We start from the raw sequence: 25,271 nt of genomic DNA, 5'->3' as shown, positions 1-25,271 counted from the left end.
AACACCTGACTCATCCCCTACTTGCATGAGTTCTAGTTACACTATGTTTGTTTTGCATTTTTAGTGCTTCGCTTTTACTTTTAGTTATAAAGCTTTCTAAATCTTGTTTAGTAAACTTAAACTTAGCAATATTTTCATCAAAGGTTTTAGTTTTGTCAAATCTTGCATCTTTGTTTTTATCTATTCCAAATACCTCAATAAAACTATCTTTTACTTTACTTGAAGCGGTAGGATCATTTAATGTATGCAGCAAAGCTTTTAATGACTTTGTATCGGCTTTTAATGTATTATTACGACTAGTAGCCGCAATAATTACATATTCTTTAAGGTTTTCTTGTAATGCTTTTTCGTTTAATGCTCCGGTTTTACAAAATGATAATAGCATTTTTGCTTTATCGTCATGATTTTCGATAACTCCATCCTGCCATTGAGAGGAAGATTTTTCTCCTGAAGAGTTAAACATCTCTAATAGTTTAGTGCCAAAAGTTTTATGTAGATTTTTATTATCATAAACTTCATAAACATTTAGCAGGAAATTTTGATACTCAAATGTTTTATCTGCTGCTTTTCCAAGTTCATGATTATTTAAATATTCTCTAGTTTGACAATATCCTTTAATATGCAAATAATCAGAATATTTTTGTGCATCTTTGAAATCCAAAGTATCTATTCCGGCAGTATCTAAAACAACAGTGTTTAAAGCATTTTCACGTAATTGCTCATTAGTTTCTTTTAGAGTTTCAGTATATTTAAATTTTCCTCCTACTTTTGCAAGCATTTTAAATAATACGTCAGCTAAAAACTTTACGATTTCACTTGGATTTTCAAATTTTTTTGCACTATATATAGCAATATTAGCGTCAGCTTCCATTCCGCTACCAAAAGCCATAGCTAGAGTCCTACCTTGCTTTTTAGCTAAGGTAATCTCCTCCATATCATCAGTGACTTCTTTTGCTTCAAATTCCGGTTCATTATCTTTAAAATATTTTGTAGGTATATTGTCTAAATACCCACCGTCAACATATTTCTTACCGTTAATTTCTACCGGTTCAAAAACGAGAGGTATAGAAGCAGAAGCACGGCATGCTAAAGCGATTTCAACATTAGGCGTATCAAAGCTATTGAAAATAGTTAGCTCGCCTGTATCTTGCTGAGTTGCCGTAATTACTAAATCCTTATACTGCACGGGATCGTATTTTCGGAGTAGTGCTATATCCTTAAAGTATATTTTACCGTCTTTTTGGTTGTATCTTTCTCTTAATTCATCAAGAGCTTCATCACCTTTAACATTTACTATATCTGATCTCTGTAAAAAATTTCCTATATTTTCTTTAATAACAAGTTCTAATAGATCATATAAAGGTTTACCGTCTTTATTTAACTGTACTATACCGGCAGAAAATCCTTTCTTCCCAAGTAATGTTTGTAAATTTGTATTTTTAGAAATTTCTTCAAATCGCTCAGGCGGTGTCCCAAGCGCTACCACTGCTGCCGTTATAGCACCTGCGGAAGAACCTGCTACCGCCTTGACATTATCCAAAATACCGGCTTTTTTTGCTGCCTCATAAGCTCCGGAATATATTGTGCCCTTAGCTCCCCCTCCACTAAAAGCTATATATTCGATAGGATTTTTCTGTGCTTGCTCTAACTCCTGTAATGTTTTTATTTGATTGTTAACAATAAGATCTTTCTGAATTGTGTTTAGTTCCTCTAACCTTTCTAATATATCAGGTTTCTCATTAACTACAGGAGTTTTTAATTCTTTTTTTAGATTATTGATAATAGGATTTTTTATTATCTTTTCAGCCATAAGATTATTTTATTAAGTTATCTTCTACAAACTTCCAGTTAATCATATGTTTAATAAATATGTCAACATAATCAGGTCGTTTATTACGATAATCAATATAATAAGCATGTTCCCAAACATCACATGCGAGAAGCGGCTTCATACCGTTTGCTATAGGCGTGCCGGCATTAGCAGTTTTTATAATTTGTAACCTATTATCGTGATATACAAGCCATGCCCAGCCGCTACCGAACTGTCCTACTGCATCTTGCTTAAATTGCTCACAAAATTCTTCAAAACTACCGAAATCTTTATTAATTTGTTCGAATATTTTACCGCTTGGCTTACCTCCGCCCTGCGGCTTTATTGAATGCCAAAAAAAGGTGTGATTCCATACTTGGGCTGCGTTATTAAAAATAGCTGCATTTGAGTTTTGAGACCATTCTATTATTTCTTCTAAATCTTTTTTTTGTAATTCTTCTTTATCTTTGAGTAAATTATTTAGATTTTGTACGTATGCATTATGATGTTTACCATGATGATAATCAAAAGTCTCGTGAGTAAAATGCGGTTTAAAACTCTCTTTATCATAAGGTAAATCAGGCAATATAAAAGGATATGAAGTTTGATTAGATTTGTCGCAATAAACCATATTTATTTTCTCCTATGTTAGTTTTTATACTGGGTCATACCGCGGCTTGACCGCGGTATCTTTTGAGTTGTCTTTTTTAGATACAGCGGTCAAGCCGCGGTATGATATATTCCACGCAACAACTTATAAAAATCGGAAGCTAAAAGAAGCGATCCGGTTATTATAATATTCGCTTTATTATCGCCGTTTATTTTCTTTATATCACTAATCGCTGCTTCGATGGAATCACTTTCACTAAAATCAATACCGCTCTTTTTTCCTTCGGAATTTATTATTTCTGCACTATGGCTTAGCGGTTCAGAGAGCACTTTAACACCATACCCTTTAATTGTCAAACCCCTAAAGTAAGAACAAAATTCTTCGATATTTCTATTTTTAGTCATACCGAGTATTAAATATATCGGCGATTTTAAATTATCGCGAATCCAACTAGCTAGAACCTGTGCTCCACTATTATTATGGGCTCCGTCTACCCAAATTTGAACATTATCACCTATTAATTTAGAATATTTTTTCGGTTCTATTTTTTCGATTCTTGCAGACCAAACAGTATTTTGCAGTCCTTTAGAGATAATTTTGTTGCTGATATTAAATTGTTTATTTATCAAACTTATTAAAGCAATAACGCTTGCCGCATTTATTAATTGATGATCACCAAGCAGTGAAGGAATCGGAAATTTATAAGTAAAATTTTGTGATGAGTAAATAAATCCGTTGTCCGTCTTTTTAATACTGAAATCATATTCATAACAGAAACTCGGCACTTCTAGCTCTTCAGCCTTTATAAATAATGTTTCATAAACTTCCAAAGCTTGCATACTTATAACGCAAGGAACGAACCGTTTCATGATACCTGCTTTTTCAACTGCTATTAAGGGTAATGTATTACCCAGCACATTCATATGATCATATGAAATAGGTGTAATTAAAGTAATTAACGGTCGTTCTACTATATTTGTTGCATCTAACCGTCCGCCAAGCCCAGTCTCTAAAATTAATATATCGGCTTTAGTACCCGCAAACGCTAGAAACGCTGCTGCCGTAGTACCTTCAAAAAAGCTAGGTTCGATATTAAATTTTTCGCTTGCTATCCTCACCTGCTCACAAACCTGCCATAATTCATTATCCGAGATTTTCTCGCCTGCTACTACGATTCGTTCATTAAATTTTAATAAATGAGGAGATGTATAGCAATGTACCTTATAACCGGCAAGCGTAAAGATGCTTTTGAGCATAGCGGCACTTGAACCTTTACCGTTTGTACCTGCTATATGTATAATGGGAGGAAGCCTTAAATGAGGTTCACCTAAGGCTTTTAAAAGTCTTGCTATATTTTCAAGATCATATTTAATGTTATTTTTCCAAGTCGGTACCGGAAAATGTGGCATTAACATTTTATTTATTTCTATTGCTTCCTAATTTATTTGGTTTTACTACGTTAATAAGTTCAATTAATAAGACTGATTTTATTATACCAGGTATAATAAAAGGTAATACGCCGCCGTAAAATGCACCGCTTACTCCTAAGAATTTAGAGAGCCACATCCAGCCAAAACTCATAATAATTATATTACCGATCAAACATAAAGATATCTGATTTAACCATTTATTAGAAGTAAAAATTTTATCTTTTAAGCTAGCTATAACATAAACGGCAAGTAAAAAACCTGCTAGATATCCTCCGGTAGGACCACATAATATTCGTAAACCGCTTGAAAACTCTCCGAACACAGGGATTCCCATTACTCCAAGAGTTATGAAAGATAATATTGTTAAAGGGGCGGTAGTCTTATTATATGTAAGTCCGATGAACATCACTGCAACAGTTTGCAATGAAATAAATATAGGCTTTATAGGTATTATTATTTGCGAACAAATAGCAAGTAATGCCACCCCCAAAACTATTTCTATTGCTTGCCTTTTGATTAAAGGTAGTGAGATTGAATTAAGTTGCATAAAATTACCTCATAATTTATTTTTAAGTAACTACACTAAATAGAATTATATAATGTTCTTGTCAATAATATAAAAATGAAAATAAAAATTTATAATGATCTAGGAGTTTCAACAGAAAGTATTAAGCATTGCGAATATACCCTAAAACTTTACGCTTTAAATTATAAAGTAGAATATATTTCTGCACAAGAAATTATAGACGGGAGGTGGATTCAAAATACTTTATTACTTATTTTACTCGGAGGAAGAGACTTGTATTATGTCCAAAAATTACAAGGAAAAGGTAATGTTAGAATACAAAGTTATTTAAAAAAACGGTGGTAATTTTCTTGGAATATTTATTATAGCGGTAATTATTTGGAATTTGCTAAAGGAACAAATATAGAGGTTATAGGTGAAAGAGAATTAAAGATTTTCAATGGAGCAGTTAGAGGACCATTGCTTGCTCCTTATTATTACAATTCACATAAAGGAGCAAGAGATGCTTATTTGAAAATAAACCCTAAACTTAAGTTAAATATAAAAGACGGTTATATTTTTTATAACGGTGGAGGATATTTTGTTGACGTAGAAAATACCAAAGATACTGAAATAATAGCAAATTATGAGGATTCTAAGTCTGCAATAATAAAATGTGCATATGGTAATGGAACAATTATTCTAAGCGGTGTTCATCTTGAATATGATCCTGCACTTATAAAAAATCAATCTCTTAATAATATTCGTAAAATACTAAAAGCTCATGATACGGAAAGAATAAAATTATTAAATTATATATTCAAAAATCTAAATCTGTATAATAGCTCGGAGGGGTAAAACCCGGGATTCTATCTTGTAATAATAACCTAAAAGCGGGTCTTGATTTGATTAGAGAGTACCAATGTTTGATAAGCGTCCATTTATCCCAATAAATCTCACCGAAATAATCGAGTACCGATAAGTGACAGCTGGCGGCAATATCGGCAATAGTTAGTGAATCCGATACGATATAGCTTCTTTTTTCTAGTAAAGAAGTTATATATTCTAAATGATAGTTTAAATTATTTTTTGCGGCACGTAAAAACTCAGTTCGCGGGCTGCTCATTTTAGCAATTGATCTTATAACTTTTTCGTCGATAATAATTTTAGTAACTTCACGATAAAACTTATCGTTAAACCAAAAAAATAATCGTCTAATTTCGGTACAAATATCAATATCTTCATCTAAAAAATTAAAATTCGGATATTTGCTATTAAGATATTCGACAAAAGGATAAATTCCTATTACGAATAAGCCGGATGATTCTTCTAAAACAGGTAAAGTTCCGGATGGGTTTATTTTTAAGAAATCTTTATTAAATTGCCAATAATCTTCTTTAATCGTAGTAAATTCTATATCTAATTCTTTTAAGAAGACACGAGCTTGTCTTGAAAGAGGACAAATAGGATAATGATATAACTTTTTCATTAAATTTATGTCATAGTAAGTTCGGTGTCATCCTGTGGTTTGACCCCGGGATGACTACCTTAGGATTTTTAAGGTCTATAAGCCGGATTCTGTATGAATATGAATTCATTGCAGTTATTTATCTAGGATAAACGTTACCGTTTACCTCAAGCGATCTACCCGCATTACAAGCCGGTTAGAGATAACCCGGGAACTTGAAATACAAGTTCTGTAACGCCTATTTGATCTTGCTCTTGGTGGGGTTTACCATGCGTAATTTGTTACCAACTTACCGGTACGCTCTTACCGTACCTTTTCACCCTTACCGAAATATTTCGGCGGTATATTTTCTGTGGTACTTTCCCTAAAGTAATAATACTCCGCCGGAGATTAGCCGGCACCATACCTCTATAGAGTCCGGACTTTCCTCGTGATCTATAGCTCTGCTATATCATCACGCAACTGCACGACCATTTATGAATTATGGTCAATTTTCTTAAATTAGTCAATAACATTTAGAAGAAATTCAATTAACTTATTAGGTTCTGCGGATAAAATTTATTATAAGATATTTGACTTTTGTACACAGAACCTAATTAAATTAGTAAATATAATAACAAATTTATAATTTCAACTATTTTATTAAAGATATTCTTAATTTAACGTTGCTACTATTTTGTTCATACTGTATAAATATGATTTAATGCTCCTAAACACATAAAGTGTTAGCAAATTTTGATATATGAGATGAAAAAATTAATTTATTATTTTGGCAGTAATGGTAGTGATGGAAACGCTAGCATGAAAAATATACTTGGTAACAAAGGTGCCGGTCTTGCCGAAATGTCTAACCTAAAATTACCTATTCCGGATGGTTTTACAATAACTACGGAGCTATGTAATTACTTTTATACCCACAATAATAACTTTCCTAAAAATTTTCAAAGTGACTTAAAAAAAGCTATCACCGAACTTGAAATAACTACCGGTAAAATTTTCGGCAGCACAAGCAATCCTTTGTTATTATCGGTGCGATCGGGTTCTACGGTTTCAATGCCCGGAATGATGGATACTATCCTTAATCTTGGAATGAATAACGAAGTGTGTAATGCTCTTGCGGATTCCTGCGGTGATAAACGATTTGCTCTTGATAGTTACAAAAGATTTTTAGAAATGTACGGCTCAACGGTATTATCTATACCTAGTGATCTATTTGAACAAATTTACGAAAAACACAAGATTCAAGCTGATATTTATAAAGATAGTGACATTACCGTAGAATTATTAGAAAAAATTATTGATGATTTCAAACGGTTGCATATTAAGTATACTAAGCAACTCATTAATGATCCTTATGAGCAATTAGAATCGGCAATTAAAACGGTACTACATTCTTGGATGAGTAATAGAGCGGTTATATACAGAAAAATCAATAATATTTCGGAGGACTTCGGTACGGCTATTAATATCCAAGCAATGGTTTTCGGTAATTTAGGTAAAACTTCAGCTACGGGAGTTGCTTTTACTAGGTCGCCTTCTACAGGAGAAAAAAAGCTCTTTGGAGAGTTTTTGATAAATGCTCAAGGTGAAGACATAGTGTCGGGAACTAGAACACCTATGCCTATTATTGCAGGCGATTCAAAGTCTATGCAAGCAATGATGCCAAAAGTTTTTAAGGAGTTATCACAAATTGCGAAAAAGCTTGAAGAACATTACTTAGATATGCAGGATATAGAATTCACCATAGAAAATAATAAGCTATATATCTTGCAAACACGTACCGCAAAAAGAACAGCCATTGCTGCTATTAATATTGCCGTACAAATGGTGGAAGAAAAGCTTATTTCTAAAGAACAAGCCTTAATGCGAATAGATCCGGAATCATTAAATCAATTATTACATACAAGAATTGATTACAGTAAGGGGCTTACTTCTATTGCCGAGGGGATGCCTGCTTCTCCAGGTGCTGCAACGGGTATTGTAGTATTCTCACCTTATGATGCCGAAAAATTATCTCATCATCATAAAGTAATTTTAGTACGCCATGATACCAGTCCCGAAGATATTAACGGAATGCATGTTTCTTCGGGTATTTTAACTATTAGAGGGGGAATGACTTCACATGCCGCAGTTGTGGCAAGAGGTATGGGGAAACCTTGCGTTTGCGGCACAAGTAATTTATCTATAGATGAGAAAAAGCAAATACTAACGGCAGGCGACATAGTTATTAAACAAGGTGATATTATAACGATTGACGGAGGTAGCGGTAAAGTCTTCTTAGGTGAAATGCCGTTAATTCAGCCTACTTTCAGTGAGGAATCAAAGTTAATTTTAGATTGGGCAGACGAAATTAGCAGCTTAAAAGTTCGTGCAAATGCCGAAACGGTTAATGATACTTTAGTATCCATAAAGTTTGGGGCTCAAGGTATAGGTTTGTGTCGTAGCGAACATATGTTTTTCGATAAAAATAAAATTCCTTTAGTAAGGGACATGATTATTGCTCCCGATATAGAACGAAGAAAGCTTGCCGTGCAGAAATTATTACCTCTGCAAACTGAGGATTTTAAGGCCTTGTTTAGAGTAATGAATGGAAAACCGGTAAATATTAGATTACTTGATCCGCCGTTGCATGAGTTTTTACCTACCACCGAAGAAGATAAAAAGAATTTGGCAAATAGCTTAAATTTACCTTTATCCATGATTAATCAGCGTCTTCATGCTATGCATGAAGTAAATCCTATGCTTGGTCATCGTGGATGTAGACTTGGTATATGTTCACCGGAAATTTACCAAATGCAAATAGAAGCAATTTTTACGGCTATTTTTGAGCTACATAAAAAAGAACATATAGAATGTAATTTAGAGTTAATGATTCCTTTAATTAGCAATGTAGGTGAAATAAAAAAGCTTAAAATGGATATTTATGAGGTAATAGAGGAATTAGAGCAACGTTATAGGTATAAGTTTTCCTTTACGCTCGGTACTATGATAGAACTACCAAGAGCAGCACTTGGCAGTAAGAAAATAGCTAAGGAAGTGGACTATTTTAGTTTTGGTACTAATGATTTAACTCAAACTACATACGGAATTTCTAGAGATGATATTGCTTCTTTCCTTCCATATTATTTAGAAGAAAAGATTTTTGAATCCGATCCGTTTACTACCCTCGATGAAGAAGGAGTAGGAGAACTAATTGAAATTGCTATAAAACGAGGAAAAAGCAGTAATGCTAATTTAAAACTCGGAGCTTGCGGAGAACATGCAGGAAACCCTGTCTCTATAGAATTTTTCCATAGGATGCATTTAAACTATGTTTCTTGCTCTCCATACCGAATCCCTATAGCAAGAATCGCCGCAGCACAAGCTAAAATTAAACATGGGTAATAAAATATAATACAGGAATCTAAAGATTCCTGTATTATAATATTACTCTTCAAATGTTGATGATTCACCTGTAAGATTACTATAACCATTTACATCTATTATATCCAGCTCAGTGTATTCATTACCAGCATTAGATACAGCTTTATGATTTCCTTTTTGATTAAATATGATTAAATGTTTATCGCCATTTCGATATACTGTATTAGTATATAACCTGCTATCTTGATTAATTTTTAATTCTACTAAATCGTCAAAGAATTTTATTCCGTTTTCACCTTGGTTCCTATGAGTAACTCCTTTTTTTAAAGCTTTAGTAAATATATCAAATGTTACTTTATCAAGCTTTAGGTTAGAATCAATTACTGCGTACCAATTTTGCTGAACTTTTATAACTTCTTCTGATTCTGTTGTAAAATTTTCTTCATCACCAATATGCCAAGAAATCGCTTTTTTAACACCAAGTAATTTTTGTATTTGTTGCTTTTGTAATTCTTCCTTTTTATATGCGAAATATTTTTGCACTAGTTTTTGATCAAGTTGAGTAAGAGCGGCATGATCTCCTGCATTTATTATTGCTTCTATTTTTTTAACACTATCTTTATCCCTAGGTGCTTTAGATACTGACCTTACAAGCAGCTCATATATCATTTTATTAGAAGAAGCCGTAGGTTGCTCTTTAGTTTCAATTATTTCTATTTCTTTTGGTGTAGAGTCTATAGGAACTTCGTTAAGTAAATGATCTTGATGACTACTTAATATAGCTTGTATAAATGTTCCTCTTTTTATTAAATAGAGGAGTTGCTCTCTAGTTTTAGCCGGTACTTCAGAATTATTTAAAGAATCACCATATAATTTTTCTATATTCTGTATATAAATCGGTAGTTTTTCTTTTACCTTTTGATTAGAATTTGCTTGATAAAATTTACTGTTATAAGTTGCTACAATAAATTCTACCCATTTTTTATCTATCAGTACTTTTCCGATTTGATATCTGCTAAAATTTTGTCACCTTTGTTTAAATATTGATCATTTGAATTATAAAAAATAAGTTCTAGGGGTTTTAATGCTAAAATATTATGATTAGCTAAAATGGTAGAATATTTTTGATATATTTTATCTAAAATCTTACATCCATTAGGGAAATCTTCTTTTTTTTAAAATGATACTAAACAATTATATATTGTATCGTAAAACAACGGATTATTATTTGTAGTTATTGCTTGCTTTCATATTTTGTCATATGCACTATAAGCTAATTCAAGCTATCCGTTATATGTATATTGTAGGGCTTGCACCTCATAATATAGTTGGCTTTTTGAAAGGTCATTCTTGAATTTATTAGGTGATAATTTATCAAAATTATGCTTTGCCAATATAGTGTTAAATACTTCTAGGTTTTTTGAGCTAGGCAATGCTAAATAAGCTGCTATTAGCAATAAAGATTTAAGATCGTTATCTGTTATTTTTTCTGCTTCAGCAATAGCTGCATTTGGATTATGTAATTTATTAAGATAAATATTATGTTTTCTTTCTATTATGCTCCGGCTTTTGCTAGGATCTAATCGCTCTACTTTAGATAAATAATCCAGTGCTTTCAAAGAATCAAAGTTAGAATAAACAATTCCTAAATTATTAAAAACCTTAGCTTGACTCTCTTTTGACAAAGCTTCTATTGTAGATAAATTTTCTTCAATTATTTTAGCATATTTTATACTCCCTAAATGGTCACTTTGGTCATAAATTTCTTTCATCAAACGTGAACAGAACACTAATAATATATCTGAGAAACCTTTTGAAAGATTTTTATTTTTTTCTAAAACTTCTAAAATATAATCTTCTAGTTTTGTCTTTTCATTAAATTTAAAAATTTTATGCACACTAATGGCTGATACAATTGCATCAGATATATTGTGCATAATATCCTTTCTACTCTTACCGGTATATTCGGATATAGAACTAATTTTACTATCAATAAATTGTTTCTGATTTTCTATTACTGCAGGAAGTAGATGATATTCTTTACCCAATACAAGCTTATAATAATTAGACCTCAGTTGTACGTTTTCTTCTATAGTTTTCAATCTTTCTAAAAACTTGGCATAATGTGTTTTTGTGTCATGAGATAAACTAGTGTTGCTTTTTACACTGGGATGATTTCTTGCTTTTTCATATAGTATGTAACTATTTAACTTTATCGAATGATCAGGTATAGCATCTAATAGTTTAATAGCCTCATCATACTTATATGCTATTGCTAAATTATTAATTACATACTGATTTATTTTAACACCTTTTTGTATAAGTAGCTTTACAACCTCTGTACGTTCAGATAATATTCCGTATTCCACCGGTAAATAACTATTACCGTCTAATTGATTTTTATTAAAATTTTTATCAAGAAGATATGTAATACAGTTTTTAGCTCCATGCATTGCAGAAAAATGAAGCATAGATATTGGACTGAAACCCTCTACAGGTTCTTTAAAATCTAATTTTAGTGTTTCTATAAAATATTTTAGTAGATCTACTCTATCATTCGCTGCAATAAATTCAAAATGCTTTGCTACTTCTTGTGCAGTTAATTTACCGCCGTTTTTAGAAAATAATTCAAGAATTCGCCAATCTTTACTATTTATCGCTACTGCAATTAAGTTACTTCTACTAGTGGAATCATTTATCAAAGATTATATCTCTTCTTTTAAAAGTTTTTCATTGGCTTTAACTGAAAACTTACTAACACTAATATTACTGTTACTTACTACCTTTTTAACTTGTTTCTTCCCCATATATTTACTCAAATCAATCAATTAATTATTAAGAAATTAGGCATTATAATCTTTTTTTAAGAAATCGCAAGGTTTACATTTTTATATTTGTTGGGTAGAATATTTAGGTTCTATGAAGATTTCTAAAATAATCTAATTATGGTTCTTTTAGAAATCTTCACAGAACCTAAATTTATTATTTTAAAACGTATATGATCATAATACCTATACTAAGCATTTTTGGGTTTTCGTCTTTTTTTGCCAAATATTTCAAAACAAAATTGACTTTTGCTATTCCCGTAACAATCAGCATATTAGTACCAATTTTATATTGCTTTGCTATGTTAAAGCTATTATCGGCTGCAACATATATAAGTTATTTCATCGGTATATTTTTAGCTCTTAGAAATTTGCGTATTCCGTCTAAAGAATTTATTGTCCTCACTTTACTAATTTTTATATTTTTTCTTTATACAAGAGATGCCTCACTGCATGCTTATGATGATTTTTCTCACTGGGGGATATTTACTAAAGAATTGCTATATTTCGGCTTTTTTGAAAATCAAAGCTCATTAACTTCTATCATTACTACTCACGCCCATTATCCAAGAGGTGCTGCAGTTTATCATTATTTTATGCTTTTACTTTCAGGTTATTCTGATGGTAATGTATTATTTGCACATTTCTTATTACATTTAGCATTTCTAGCTCCTTTAGCCGCAAATAAGACATTTTGGCAAACCGGCGTGTTGTTTTCACTTTTACTGTGCGGCGTAGTATTATATACGACAGGGATTCGCTCTATATATAACGATAGTACTATCGGCTTAATGTTCGGAGCTATTTTTGCAATCTATATATTTGAGGAAGATAAACAAAAAGCATTACTGCTTATTTTACCTATCACGATATTGCTTGCTTTATTTCGAGAAATTGGAACATGGCTTGCTAGTTTTGCTTCGATAATTCTTATAGTTCATTATACAATTTTTTATAAAAAACCTAAAAAAACAAGTGATTATATTATATATCTAATTCTACTTACTTTACCGATTCTATGTAATTTTATTTGGATGAGTTATTTTAAAAACACTCATGATTTTTTTGACAGAGGCGAACATAGCTTTAGCAATTTAGTATATATTGCTGAAAATTTTAATGAACGGCATAAGTTATTATTACTAAATTACGGTAAATTTTTTCTATTATTCTTAGTAAAAGAAGGAAGTTTAGTTGTATATACTATTTGTATAGCGGCATGGTACGGAATTCGTAAATATAAACCGGATTTGCTGAAAGAATATAGATTTTTTCTGATAAGTACATTTATTTGCTTTATAATTTTTGCCTTGTGGCGATTATATTTATATTTCTTTAACTTTAGTTATGAGGAAGCAATTAGAGGAGTATCGTTACTTAGATATCTAGGATGTTATGTTATCGGTATCGTAATGATTGCAGCTTCATATGTTAAAAGTAGTATTTTCTTAAATAAGCAAAGCAATAAAGAGTTATTTATATTTCTTCTGCTCCTTGCTGTTTCTACGTTTTCCGTAGTAAAAAACATACTAAGAATCAAGCACTTAAACTTAGAACAAAAGACTTTTATCCAGCAAACAACAGAAGTTAAAAAGCTATTAGAGCAAGGAAATAAAATTGAATTTAATTTTAGCGGTAAGAAAGATAATTTACAATGTTATATATTAAATTATAATCTAGCACCGTATTTAGATAAAAAATATTTACAAGAATGTATAAAAACCCCTAAAGAAACGATTATAGAGATAAAAAAAGAAGCAGTATATACGCCTTTTAAATAGCTTTTATGTCATTCCTAGCTAAAAGGGGATTTGTTGCATGTCTCTTATGTTATGCCCGCCTACGCGGGAATGACATCGATTAGGTTTTCTGATCCATACAACAACGTCATTCCGACTACAACACCAATATAGATTTTAACAATAATGAATATAAAATATAATTTAGCTGCTGCTTACCAAATAATGGCGTATTTATCGCTGGATGATCATACTTATACGCATCTATCCGCAAGACCTAAAGAGGCTGATTTTTACTATATTTATCCTTTTGGACTAAGATTTGAAGAGGTAACTACGGATAAACTTTTAAAAGTTAGTTTAGACGGAAAAATTTTAGAAGGGGAAGAATATCAATATAATAAAACCGGTTGCTTTATTCATGGTAGTATTTACAAAGCACGTCCTGATATTTCTGCTATTTTTCATTATCATACTCCTGCATGCATTGCAGTTTCTGCGTTAAAATGTGGACTTTTACCGCTCAGCCAGTGGGCTTTACATTTTTACGAGAGAATATCATATCATGATTATAATTCTCTAGTGCTAGATGCCGACAAACAAAGCACTAGACTTGTTAATGATCTTAAGCAAAATTATGTGATGTTACTTCGTAATCACGGTGCTATTACTTGCGGCAAAACTATTCATGAAGCTATGTTTTATACTTACCATTTAGAACAAGCCTGTAAAACGCAATGCCTACTAAATTCTGTAAAACAACAAGAGCTTATAGTGCCTTCCGTAGAAATATGTAAACAAACAGTGCAAGATTTGCTATCGTTTGAAGAAGATTTAGACAAACGTGACTGGGAAGCTTGGCTACGGCTTGTGAAAATGTGATTTTATCCTGCAAATTGATCAGCGTTGTTGCATGGATCAATTTTTTCGTCTGAGCTAGGGAAAATTACGGAGTAATTGACGAAGCAAGAAAGAAAAAAAATGCTAAAATTAGCACTTTTTTATTATTTCTTTGGATTGCTGCACTCCTTGCAGTCGCTCGCAATGACGATTTGTGATCCATGCAATAAAGATCCTCATTCAATGCCTACAACCGCTACCGTGAATATGTGGAGGATGGAGTTTTATATGCTTTAGCATCTTTTTAAGAAGTGTATCACGCTTAAGTTTTGATAAATAATCTAAGAAAGTTTTGCCGTTTAAATAATCTATTTCATGCTGAATCACGGTTGCTAGAAAGCCTTCTGCTTCTAATGCTTGTTTAGTACCGTTATAATCAAGATACTTCACCTTGATTGCTTTTGACCGTGTAATAGATGCTTCAATGCCCGGAAAGGATAAAGAACGCTCAATAAAAGTCTGTTTTTCTTCAGAAAAATAAGTTATTTCCGGATTAATAAAAATTATAGGAGATGATTTATTATTTTCATGTAGGTCAACTACCGCTATACGCTTTAATATCCCTACCATATGAGCACCAAGTCCAACTGTCCTTTCTATATGCAAAGTCTGAAGCATTTTATCGACAATAGTACGAATACTATCATCAACAACGTCTATATATTCTGCTTGTTTTTTAAAAATATCGTTGGGTGCATAAACTATTTGATAGTAAGGTTTATCTTGATTCATAGTATATCCTGTGAAATAACGGGTTGATATACGAAGTTCATCGAGTATTATTTTATTACGATTGCTGATAATATATTCTCATTATAAGGTTCTTGCAAGTGCAATGAGCGTCTTCTGCTTGGGTATTTTAACGGCTTTGTGTAAGTATCTTCACCAATATTTTTTATGTTTTTAACACCTGCTTCTTTAAGCTTTAACTCTACAAAAGCCGGTAAATCAAACATATAATGGTTTTCTCTTTTTGAGTTTATAAAAAACTGTTTATTGTTAATATCCTTACTTAAGAAAGCTTTATAATATTCATCATCAACTTCATATGAACTTTGAGCTATAGCAGGACCTATCACTGCTATTAAATTCTTTGCTCCTTTTTCTGTCATTTTAGTAACTATATTACTAATAATATTATTTATACTTCCTTTCCAACCCGCATGTGCTGCTCCGATTATTTTACCGTCGCCGCTTGCAAGTAGTACCGGTACACAATCTGCCGATTGTACCGCTAATACTAAATTTTTCTTAGTTGTAATGCTTCCATCTGCCTCAGGTACGGCAATTATGGAATCATCAGCATTAACAATTTGGTTGCCATGCACTTGGTTTAAAATTAAAATATCTTGTGCTTTAAAATAAGTAGTAATAGATTTGTTGTTTTCAACTATTTCCGTTTCATTTATAGAGTTATTTTTTTTTATATATCTATGACTAGAATTATTGAATGTTTTATCAAAAATTTTATAATAAACTGATCCGTTTATTAATCCTTCCATGAAAATACCCTATATTAATTATAATAGTTTTATTAATACTTTATCCGGCCGTTTACAAAAAAATAAACAGCTGGAAAAAATAATAGCACAATTTCACCAAGACGATAATCTAATTCCTATTATAGGCGTAGAAATAGAGTTTTATTTAAGCCACAATATTGATATAGCTAAATTTGAAATACTTTCAAGAAAATACTTAGCTAGATTTAAAATTCCTAAAATAAAAAAAGAAAAAGGTAATAACCAATTTGAAATAGACCTACCTCCTTCTGCAAACTTAATACAATATATAAAAAATATATTAGAGGTTAAAACTATTTTAAAAAAAATGGCACAGCAGTTAAACGGTTATATAGATTTTTCTCCTAAGCCGTTTTTGGATGATTATGGTAATAGTATGCATTTTCATATTAATTTTAATTCTGAGTTCAATGATTATTACATAATTTTAGCAGCACAAGGGCTATGTCACTATATGTTAGACACCCTACTCGCTTTTATGCCAAGCACTATAGATTATTCACGGATAAATAAAAAATTTATGGCTCCTACGCATATATCGTACGGTGGAAATAATAGAAGTGTAGCCGTACGAATTCCAAATTCTTTTCCTAAACGTGTAGAACATCGCTTGTCTTCTCCCGAAACTGATCCGTATATAGCAATTTTCACTATTTTAAAATCAATATTATTGGCTTTAAAATCTCCGAATTCGCTCCAAAAAATAGAAAAAATTTACGGAAACGCTTTCGACCCGCAATATAATTTAACTCCATTACCGACATCATCTCATGAGAGCTTTATGTTATTTAAACCAGAATTTTTTAAATAATTTGTACTATAAATTAAAAAATAATTGTTTTTTACAACTAAAATAAAAATTGATATAAAGTTTTAAATATAAAACTGCCGAAATTGTTTCAATTAATTATTTTATTTTTGTAAAACTAAATACTTATGAAGTACTTTAAGCCGCACTTCACTCTATATTTTCATAATTTTTCATTAGATAATTAAATTCTGCACCATAGATAAATATCATATTTATAATATAGAAGAATATTAATGTAACTATTATACTACCAAGGGAACCGTACATTAAATTTAATTGATTATAGTAGACTATATAAGTTGAAAGCAAATAGCCGCTTATTATCCATAATATCACAGTTAATAAAGCCCCTGGAAATACATCAACAAAATTTAGTTTTACATTAGGTAATATATAATACAAAGACGAAGCTCCTAAGAATAATAAAATTAAAATTAAAGAATATCTTATAAAATTTAAAATGATCTTATATTTTTCAATAGTCTCTAATATTATCGGAATTTTCGTAAATATTATTGGAATCACCACTAAAAGAAACATAGTAAATGTAATCAAAGCACTAATTATAAGAAACTGTATAATACTAAGTAATCTTCTTCTTATATAAGGGGGCGGAGATTTTATTTGATATACACGATTTAAAATAGTTCTTAAACATTCTACAAAAGAAGAAGCAGTCCAAACACTGCCTACGATGGCAAGATTCATTAAACTTTGAGGAGGAGAGCTTAGTAATTCTCGGATTCTCTTTTCTATTGATTCCGTTGCTTGTTCCGGAAGACTCTCTAGAAAAATCTGTATAAAATTTTGACCAAGTTCTGAAGCTCCTAAAAAACTTGTCAAAGCTAATAAAAATACTAGGAAGGGGAAAATAGATAAAAGTATCATAAATGACATATATCCGGAATGTTCAACGCCATCATCTTCTATTGTTCTAAATAAGGCTACATAAAGACAATTAAAAATTTTTCTCATTATAAGCTTAAGTGTTTATTATTAATTAATAGGTTGATTTCTAAAATAATCTAATTAACGCGAATAGCGAATTATTACATAATCCGCTATTTGGTTAGAAATATTGAATATAAAAGGTGAAAGACGGCTTTCACCTTTTATATAAATTAATTATATATGTTATTTTTTAGTAAAAACTTATAATTCTTTACTAAAAATAATAACATTTTATTCTGAAATCGGGGTGAAGAACCGCTTCAAACCCCGATTGCTACAACTTTTAAATCAATAGCAAATTACAAAAGTAATTTGCTATTGGCGATAATTATGGTTCTTTTTTGATGCAAATTAATAAGATTTTTTTAAAATAGGTATACTATTTCTGCAAAAATCTTATTAATTTTTGCTAAAAAATAACTCACAATATAAATTAATTAGAAATCTTCACAGAACCTAATGTTATATTTAATCTTAAATAAGTTCGCTGTAAATAATTAATTTATAATTAAAATGAAACTAATTTTATCCTTGATTTGAAATATTAACATAGAAATGAAATTTCCCCTTGCATTAATTTTATATTTTTCTATAATACACCAAAATTTTATTTTTTTATAAATTGTAATTTATGCTTCAGTAAATAAGTTTTTAAAACATAAGATATTCATATTTTATCTTTAAAATAATATTTAAAGTTCTTATGATATTTTTATTTTATAAGAAATAATTTTGCACGATTCGTTAATAATTATTTACCAAATGATTACAAAAAGCTTAAAAAATGTTATTTTATAGTTGCTTATAATATTAATTTATGGTATTATTTCTACTTATAGTTGGGTAAATTTAATGGTATAAAATTATTAATAACCACATGTTTTATAATAATATAGGATAATATCATTTTTGTTCAAAGAAAATTTTTAAATATAGATATAATTAGTAACCAAGGAGAAGATAATGGGTAGAAAAAACGATATTATACAAAAAATCGATAGTTTTATCGGCAAGAAAATTTATTCTTTAAGACTCGCTAAGGGATTGTCTCGTCAACAACTTGCTGAAGTAATTGATGTTACTCATCAACAATTACAAAAATACGAAAAAGCAATTAATAGAATTTCTGTAGGAAGGCTAGTACTAATCGCAGAAGCTTTAGATAGAAATATTGATTATTTCTTTGAAGGTTTAGAAGAAGCTAATAAACCTCAACCTGTACATACTCAACATCAACGTATGTGCATTGAAGTTTCAAGAAATTTCATGAAAATTAATAGTACGGAAGAACAACAAGCCGTTAATAATTTAGTAAAATGTTTAGCCGGAAAAGAAAAGCTAAAAGCTAATGCATAAAACATACAATTTTGTGAACATCATTAAGCTTTAGCAGCACCCGTAACAGTTTTTTTGTCATTGCGAAGAAAGTTACGAGGTAATTGACGAAGTAAGGAAGACAAAAATGCTAATCTTTAGCATTTTTTTATTATTTTTCTAGGTTGCCACGCAAGTACTACGACTGCTCGCAATGACGATTTAGTATCCATGCAACAAAGCCGCTTTTAGCTAGAATGACATTTTAAGGCACTCTTCCTGTATCCTTGCGTGGTTTTAGTTGAGTATCATATACTTTCGATTTATCTTGAATTGCAACTTTTGCTTCAAGCTTTGTTCGATTTTCTGTTAACATTGTTATATTATTAACAGTACCTTTTTTCTTATTTTCTGCTTCATTTTGAATTAAGGTACTAATTAATTTTATTTTTTCTTTATCGTCTAATTTTAAATTTTCAATAAATGATTTTTTCTCTTCTAACTCTTTAGTGTTATTATAACTTCCTTGTTGTTGTTCATATTGTGGTTTATATTTCTCATCTATAGCTTTATAATCATTAACTATTTTACTAATTTCTTTCTCTGATTCAGCTCTTTTTGCTTCAAGAGTCTTAAGATTACCATTTGGAGAAAGCATAGCACGAAAATTATTGACTTTCTCAACTGCAAGCTTAGAGATATCACTTAATATACTAGAAGTTGTTTTCACAACTTCTTCTTCTGAGACTTCACGTTTTTCCAGGTGGGCTGCTAAAACAGGATCAACAACATTTTTTAATGCATCAGCTACATCTTGGGCTTTATTATATATATCGTCACGAGGCTTAGTTTGTTCTACACTTTGAGATAAATCTTTATTTAAATTTTGAGTTTCTCTATCTAAAACTGCTCCACTCGCTGCATCTTTAAGTGCTTGTTTATCTTCCGGTATAGCAGTACTCTTATCAATCCCGTTAGAAACAGCTTTGGTCATTTCAGAAGTTATTTCAGGATCTGCTTTGCTTTCATAAACACCTTCTACTAACCCTTTAGTCATTAACTCTCTAACAGGTAAATCAGTCTTACCTTCTGCAATACCTTTTTCCGCCGATTCCATAATAGTTACTTTATCCGTTAAGGATGTATTACTATGGCTAGTTATAGTCTCACCTACCCCTTTAACAATATCTGCTTTATCTTTAGCATCAAGTGAGCTTTCTGCAACTGTTTTAGTAATTCCCTCAATTATTTCACCTTTTACCTCTGCTTTAACTGGAGCATCTAAAACCTTTGTAGTAACATCTTGTATTTCTTTCGTTTTAGCAATAGTATTAAATGCAGGATTAGCCAAAACACTTAGAACTTCTGCTACTTTACTTTCTTTCTCTTGTTCCGCCGTAATCTTATCTAAATTCTGCCGCATCAATTGTTGTTGCTCTTCGCTGAGCACTCCGGCTTCTACACCTTTATTTAATACAGAACCTAATAATTTTTGTTTTTCTGCGTTACTTAGTTGAGAAGTATTAACCTTATCACCTACTGCTATAAGCATTGTCCCTTTATCTTCAGTAGAAAGGTTACTTTTGATTACAGCATCTGTAATACCGTCAATAGTATTAGCTCTAGCATTTGCATCATTAAGCCCTAATCTTGAATCTACTGCCTTTTCCACTATTTGTTGCTTATATTTTGGCTCAAGATTCTCTGAATTTAAAGCAATAGCTACTGTAGCTTCAAGCATTTTTGATTTTTCGGGATCCGATAAAGCATTATCACTTTTTATGCTTTCTAATATACTGCCTACACCCGCTACTTTTGCGTCCGGTGCAAGATCTTTATTATTGACCGTATTTTCAGCTAAAGCAATGATATTAGCCTGCTTTTCAGCGATATCACTTTTCTCATTGTTAAGAATTGCCGCGGCTGCTTCTTTAATTAAGTCAATTTGTTTATTACCGTCTGTTTCTTTTGTTAAACCTGCATTTACATAATTTAATAAATCTTGCATGCTGCCTGATAAAGCTGTAACTGCGTTAAGTACCGGATTTGGAATGCCTGAAGATTCAGCTTGTTGCGGCTGTGGCATTTGTGTAGCAGTAGGCGTTTCAATAGATGACTTCAATCCTTGATTTGGAGTTATTATTGGTTGTGGTGTTTCCTGAGATCGACCTTGTACCTTTGTTAAATCTTCAGCTATAGTTTGTGATAAATCAATCGCTTGCCCTTTGTTTAGCTCTACCTCTTGCATCATTTCTTGATATTTACCGCGTGTTACCGCAAGTGTATAAATTTCTCCTCCATGCTCAATATAAGCTACCGCATCCGGTCCGTCTCCGGCAAATTTTAAAGGTTGCGGCGAGCTTATTTCTTTAAGTAGAGGTTTACCGTTTGGTCCTTCTTCGTAGTGAGCAGTGAAATATACTGCTTTATCTTTAGAGGGTTTTGTACCGTCGGCTTTTAATGCTACCATCGATAGATGCATCGACCCATCGGCTTTATCAAGTTTTATAGGAAAATCTATTGCTCTATATGAACTGACCTGAACCTGAGTACCGTCTTGTTTAGCTACGGTAAAAGGTTTAGTTTTATGGGTCGTTTCATTTAAGGTACAGAGTTCATCGCCTGCATCATTTTTAACTACTGTTGCTCTAAGATCACTTGCACTTACTTGATTTTCCCACTGTATTGGTTTGAATCCACCTTTATAATTTTCAGCACTATATGTTGAGAGAACATTTCTATAACCTGTTATTTCTGCTGCTTCTAGCTTCTTTTTAGTTTCTGAATCTTCAAAAGCTTTATCAATCAATCCTCGATTATCCGGATTACTCAAAAAAGCACGGAATTTTTTATCTTCTTCTTCCTTTGCTATTTGTTCAGCTAATTCTGGATTTGTATTGGCAAAATATTCTCTTAATATATCTCTTTGTTGCTTTAGGATTTCTTTTCTGATTGCTTCGGTTATGGGGTCTAATGTTTTACCGTCAGCCGATATACTTCCCGATAAAGCACTAATTGAAGGGGTAGATTGAGCAGAAGATGCCGGAGTAACGATAAAACCATCATCAGCTGCGTCTAGTGTAGTTTGAGAAAAAAGTTCTTGTTCTTGTTTTGCTTGTTGTTGCTTTTCTTCTTTTGTAAATTCTCTATTTGCTAAAGGATCAAATTCACTTGTATCCGGGTTACCGTCTTTACTCATAAAACCTCTAATTTAATCAAAAATTAATTAGCACAAATTGCAAATAATGAAGATTCTGCGTTGATACCGATGTCATTCCAGCAACGGCGGGAATCCAGTTTTGCTTTCTTGTCATACCGTGTCCCCTCCACGGTATCTAGTCTTTTTTAATTTTTTTTTGGATCCCGCGATCAAGTCGCGGGAATGACATAAAAACCCCATCTTTTTTTGCAGTTTGTGTTATACTGTCAAAGATAGTATATAGGGATTTTAGGAATATCAAGAAAAAACTGATATTATTATTGAGAAATTTTAATAGAATTTTTATATTCTTTATTGAGTTCTTTAGTCGCCCAAAGCCAGGTTAAGCAAGTAATTATAAATATAATCATTAAACAGACGGCAATAGATTGATAACTAGCGGAAGGTAACATTATAAATACTAATGATTGTAAAAATGCACTACCTGACTTGCCGAGTTTTGTACCGATTACGTCAGCAGCAGCTTTACCTTTTATTTTTATTTCCGGATCTAAAGGAACATAAGCCATTTCTTTTGTTGAATCAAATAAGGTATATTTGCTTGATTTACTAAGCACATTTTGAATAGCACCGATTGTTATAGCAATTAAAGCAGGGTCGGTTAGAATAAAGTTTGCTATTATGAGAGCCGCAAATCCTTCAAAATTATTAACGGCGAAAAATAATATACCGGTAATAAAAACTATTAAAGGTGTGATAACGGCCGCCGTAAACCAGCCAAGTCTTCTAACTATATTTGAACCAAGCACGACAAATAAAATAGTAAATACACCGGTATAACTTAAATAACTTCCTATAAAAGCAGCATATTCTGTTGGAGTTTTATAAATTTTAGTAGCTGCTGCTTTCCAAGGACCTTCTACTAAATTTATTGCAATGCCGTAGCAAATTAGTAAAGTTGCGATTAATCTGATATGTCTTGAAGAGAGAATCATCTGAAAACTTTCGGCAATCGTCATTGATTTTTTCTTTGCTTTAAACTTGAGTAATGCCATATGCTCTTTATCGAGTACTTTATGATTAAGCAGCCAAAAAGTTTTAATAGCTACTATGCCTAAAATTAATACTATGCTTAGTATAATTTGTATAGAAAGCGTATGAAAAGACGATTGTAATGCAAATTTATTAGTTACATACTCGTTAATATTACTTAGATTTTCTAAAAATTGCCCTGCCAAATAAATGCCTGTTTGACTAAGTAAACCGAATAACGGATAAAATCTTTTAGATTCTTCAACTGTAGTAATATTATTAACAAACTGCCAAAAAAGTAATGCAAAAACTACGTTTGGCCATAATTCGGCTATTATATAAAATAGCGAAAAACTCCACTTTGATAAAAGCAATATAAACCATTTTAAATTAGGTAAACTTACTGTTAAATTTTGCACGGTTACAGGGCTTAAATGTAATATTTCATGATTTGGGAAAATAATATAAGCAAATAAAGCAAAGAATGCCAAAAAAATTGATATAATAAGATAAAATATATTTTCTGCTTTCATCCTATTAACAAGCTTTACATAGATAGCAGTCATTAAGAAAGCAGACGGCATTACTCCCCAAAATTTTAAAAACGAGATAGTCTCGGCACCGATCATAGTGGTAACAATACTATCTTTTAAAGCTCTGATTAAATTTTGGATAAATAAAATACAGAACATTAATAGGGTGATGAATAAAAATTTAGAAACTTCGTGGCGTTTTATAGGCCAGATATAATCGGTAAGTTTGGAAAGACGGCTATTGATTTTAGAGGAAGAATTTTCTATATTATTGGGGTTAATCGTCATTATTTGGTCTAACCTAATCTTGCTATTGGCTAGAATTATATACTAAAGATTTTCTAAATTTAAGTCAAGTTAAAATCAAATTAAAATGAGTAATTATTGGTTAAATATTTATAAACCAAGAGGTATAAGTTCTGCTACACTTGTTAGCATAGTAAAAAAAATACTCGGTAAAGTTAAGATAGGACATGCCGGTACTTTAGACGTAGAAGCGGAAGGGATATTACCGCTTGCCGTAGGCGAAGCAACAAAATTAGTTCAAATGCTTATTGATGCTAGAAAAGCCTATATTTTTACCGTACAATTTGGAAAACAAACCGATAGCGGTGATTATGCAGGCAAAGTAATAGCAACAAAAGATTATATACCGTCTAAAGAAGAAGCTTATGCCGTATGTTCTAAATTTATCGGTAACGTAACCCAAATACCTCCTGCTTTTTCTGCTCTAAAAGTTAACGGCGTAAGAGCTTATAAGCTAGCAAGAGTTGGGAAAGCAGTAGAGTTAAAGCCACGAAATATAACTATTTATGATCTAAAATGTTTAAATTTTGATGAGAAAAATGCTACCGCTACCTACTATACGGAATGCTCAAAAGGTATGTATATAAGGACTTTAGCAGAAGATTTGGCATTATCCTTGCAAAGTTTAGGATTTGTGATAGAATTACGCCGTACTCAGGTTGGAATATTTAAAGAAGAAAATGCTATTCGAATTAAATCGCCTGACGAAATTACCAAAAATTCCCTAGAGGAAAAAAGTATAAAGATAGAAGCAATACTGGACGACATCCTGGTTCTTGATGCAACAGATCAGCAAGCACAGCAAATTAAATATGGACAGAAATGTTTATTTAATTATGAAAAAGACGTTAATCTTTTATGGGTTCGCTATAAAGGCGTTTTGCTTGCAATAGGTAGCTTAAACAAGAGTTGCTTTAATTCTTTACGAGTATTTAATTTAACACAATAGACTTCTTGCATAACGTAGTTAATACAGAAGGAATTTGAAGGA

At 31.4% G+C, this 25,271-nt stretch carries 18 protein-coding genes, 1 other RNA gene and 1 pseudogene; 7 read left to right on the top strand and 13 right to left on the bottom strand.

What is annotated here, in order from left to right; all coding sequences use genetic code 11:
- Nucleotides 1–10 precede the first annotated feature (10 nt).
- The 4 genes from ACIAS7_RS05975 to ACIAS7_RS05960 all read right to left on the bottom strand — a co-directional run bounded on the left by ACIAS7_RS05975 (nucleotide 11) and on the right by ACIAS7_RS05960 (nucleotide 4,397).
- The gene (locus ACIAS7_RS05975) at nucleotides 11–1,810 is read right to left on the bottom strand and encodes a patatin-like phospholipase family protein (RefSeq protein ID WP_473198624.1); all 1,800 of its coding nucleotides are present in this window, start codon (nucleotides 1,808–1,810) and stop codon (nucleotides 11–13) included.
- Nucleotides 1,811–1,814: 4 nt separating this feature from the next.
- Nucleotides 1,815–2,441 (bottom strand): superoxide dismutase, encoded by a 627-nt coding sequence (locus tag ACIAS7_RS05970; RefSeq protein ID WP_473198623.1) that lies wholly within the window; start codon nucleotides 2,439–2,441, stop codon nucleotides 1,815–1,817.
- A gap of 89 nt (nucleotides 2,442–2,530) precedes the next feature.
- Nucleotides 2,531–3,835, bottom strand: coding sequence for a folylpolyglutamate synthase/dihydrofolate synthase family protein (locus tag ACIAS7_RS05965; RefSeq protein WP_473198622.1), 1,305 nt, complete (start codon nucleotides 3,833–3,835; stop codon nucleotides 2,531–2,533).
- Between the two features lies 1 nt (nucleotide 3,836).
- Nucleotides 3,837–4,397: a biotin transporter BioY gene (locus ACIAS7_RS05960; protein WP_473198621.1), complete on the bottom strand. Its 561-nt coding sequence runs from the start codon at nucleotides 4,395–4,397 to the stop codon at nucleotides 3,837–3,839.
- A 75-nt stretch (nucleotides 4,398–4,472) separates the two neighbouring features.
- Here ACIAS7_RS05960 and ACIAS7_RS05955 point away from each other — a divergent pair.
- Nucleotides 4,473–5,213, top strand: a pseudogene (locus ACIAS7_RS05955) (BPL-N domain-containing protein).
- Here ACIAS7_RS05955 and ACIAS7_RS05950 read toward each other — a convergent pair.
- The gene (locus ACIAS7_RS05950; protein ID WP_473198620.1) at nucleotides 5,176–5,844 is read right to left on the bottom strand and encodes a glutathione S-transferase family protein; all 669 of its coding nucleotides are present in this window, start codon (nucleotides 5,842–5,844) and stop codon (nucleotides 5,176–5,178) included. The pseudogene ACIAS7_RS05955 and the gene ACIAS7_RS05950 sit on opposite strands and share 38 nt — an antisense overlap.
- A 64-nt stretch (nucleotides 5,845–5,908) precedes the next feature.
- Nucleotides 5,909–6,301: RNase P RNA component class A (gene rnpB / locus ACIAS7_RS05945), an RNA gene on the bottom strand.
- A 269-nt stretch (nucleotides 6,302–6,570) separates the two neighbouring features.
- Between rnpB and ppdK the strand changes: the two genes are divergently transcribed.
- Nucleotides 6,571–9,207 carry a pyruvate, phosphate dikinase gene (gene ppdK / locus ACIAS7_RS05940; protein ID WP_473198619.1) on the top strand — a complete coding sequence of 879 codons (2,637 nt, stop codon included), beginning with the start codon at nucleotides 6,571–6,573 and terminating at the stop codon, nucleotides 9,205–9,207.
- Nucleotides 9,208–9,249: 42 nt separating this feature from the next.
- On the opposite strand, the gene ACIAS7_RS05935 is transcribed toward ppdK, so the two are convergent.
- Together ACIAS7_RS05935 and ACIAS7_RS05930 are read right to left on the bottom strand one after the other, a co-directional pair.
- A complete protein-coding gene (locus tag ACIAS7_RS05935; RefSeq protein WP_473198618.1) occupies nucleotides 9,250–9,855 on the bottom strand; it encodes a hypothetical protein in 606 nt (201 codons plus the stop codon).
- Between the two features lie 614 nt (nucleotides 9,856–10,469).
- Complete coding sequence (locus tag ACIAS7_RS05930) at nucleotides 10,470–11,888, bottom strand: ankyrin repeat domain-containing protein (RefSeq protein WP_473198617.1); 1,419 nt, start codon at nucleotides 11,886–11,888, stop codon at nucleotides 10,470–10,472.
- Nucleotides 11,889–12,184: 296 nt separating this feature from the next.
- On the opposite strand from ACIAS7_RS05930, the gene ACIAS7_RS05925 reads away from it, so the two are divergent.
- Nucleotides 12,185–13,792, top strand: a complete 1,608-nt coding sequence (locus ACIAS7_RS05925; protein WP_473198616.1) for a hypothetical protein — start codon at nucleotides 12,185–12,187, stop codon at nucleotides 13,790–13,792.
- Nucleotides 13,793–13,936: 144 nt separating this feature from the next.
- Nucleotides 13,937–14,632, top strand: coding sequence for a class II aldolase/adducin family protein (locus ACIAS7_RS05920; protein ID WP_473198615.1), 696 nt, complete (start codon nucleotides 13,937–13,939; stop codon nucleotides 14,630–14,632).
- Nucleotides 14,633–14,830: 198 nt separating this feature from the next.
- Here the strand turns inward: ACIAS7_RS05920 and def are convergent, their stop codons facing one another.
- Nucleotides 14,831–15,382: a peptide deformylase gene (gene def / locus ACIAS7_RS05915; protein WP_473198614.1), complete on the bottom strand. Its 552-nt coding sequence runs from the start codon at nucleotides 15,380–15,382 to the stop codon at nucleotides 14,831–14,833.
- Nucleotides 15,383–15,429: 47 nt separating this feature from the next.
- The gene (pgeF, locus tag ACIAS7_RS05910) at nucleotides 15,430–16,152 is read right to left on the bottom strand and encodes a peptidoglycan editing factor PgeF (RefSeq protein ID WP_473198613.1); all 723 of its coding nucleotides are present in this window, start codon (nucleotides 16,150–16,152) and stop codon (nucleotides 15,430–15,432) included.
- On the opposite strand from pgeF, the gene ACIAS7_RS05905 reads away from it, so the two are divergent.
- Nucleotides 16,151–16,984, top strand: a complete 834-nt coding sequence (locus ACIAS7_RS05905; protein WP_473198612.1) for a type I glutamate--ammonia ligase — start codon at nucleotides 16,151–16,153, stop codon at nucleotides 16,982–16,984. The two genes, pgeF and ACIAS7_RS05905, sit on opposite strands and share 2 nt — an antisense overlap.
- A 147-nt stretch (nucleotides 16,985–17,131) precedes the next feature.
- Here ACIAS7_RS05905 and ACIAS7_RS05900 read toward each other — a convergent pair whose 3' ends face one another.
- Nucleotides 17,132–17,959: a YihY/virulence factor BrkB family protein gene (locus ACIAS7_RS05900; RefSeq protein WP_473198611.1), complete on the bottom strand. Its 828-nt coding sequence runs from the start codon at nucleotides 17,957–17,959 to the stop codon at nucleotides 17,132–17,134.
- A gap of 939 nt (nucleotides 17,960–18,898) precedes the next feature.
- Here ACIAS7_RS05900 and ACIAS7_RS05895 point away from each other — a divergent pair.
- Nucleotides 18,899–19,291: a helix-turn-helix domain-containing protein gene (locus ACIAS7_RS05895; RefSeq protein WP_473198610.1), complete on the top strand. Its 393-nt coding sequence runs from the start codon at nucleotides 18,899–18,901 to the stop codon at nucleotides 19,289–19,291.
- A 223-nt stretch (nucleotides 19,292–19,514) separates the two neighbouring features.
- On the opposite strand, the gene ACIAS7_RS05890 is transcribed toward ACIAS7_RS05895, so the two are convergent.
- Together ACIAS7_RS05890 and tlc4 are read right to left on the bottom strand one after the other, a co-directional pair.
- The gene (locus ACIAS7_RS05890) at nucleotides 19,515–22,448 is read right to left on the bottom strand and encodes a Sca4 family spreading effector (protein WP_473198609.1); all 2,934 of its coding nucleotides are present in this window, start codon (nucleotides 22,446–22,448) and stop codon (nucleotides 19,515–19,517) included.
- A 278-nt stretch (nucleotides 22,449–22,726) separates the two neighbouring features.
- Nucleotides 22,727–24,262 (bottom strand): NTP/NDP exchange transporter Tlc4, encoded by a 1,536-nt coding sequence (gene tlc4 / locus ACIAS7_RS05885; RefSeq protein WP_473198608.1) that lies wholly within the window; start codon nucleotides 24,260–24,262, stop codon nucleotides 22,727–22,729.
- 85 nt (nucleotides 24,263–24,347) lie between these two features.
- Here tlc4 and truB point away from each other — a divergent pair, with 85 nt between their 5' ends.
- Nucleotides 24,348–25,229, top strand: coding sequence for a tRNA pseudouridine(55) synthase TruB (gene truB, locus ACIAS7_RS05880; protein WP_473198607.1), 882 nt, complete (start codon nucleotides 24,348–24,350; stop codon nucleotides 25,227–25,229).
- Nucleotides 25,230–25,271 lie beyond the last annotated feature (42 nt).

This window comes from Rickettsia sp. 109562A South Dakota, assembly GCF_055791265.1.
The sequence above is the reverse complement of the archived record's forward strand: the minus strand, read 5'-3'. Positions and strand labels throughout refer to the sequence as shown.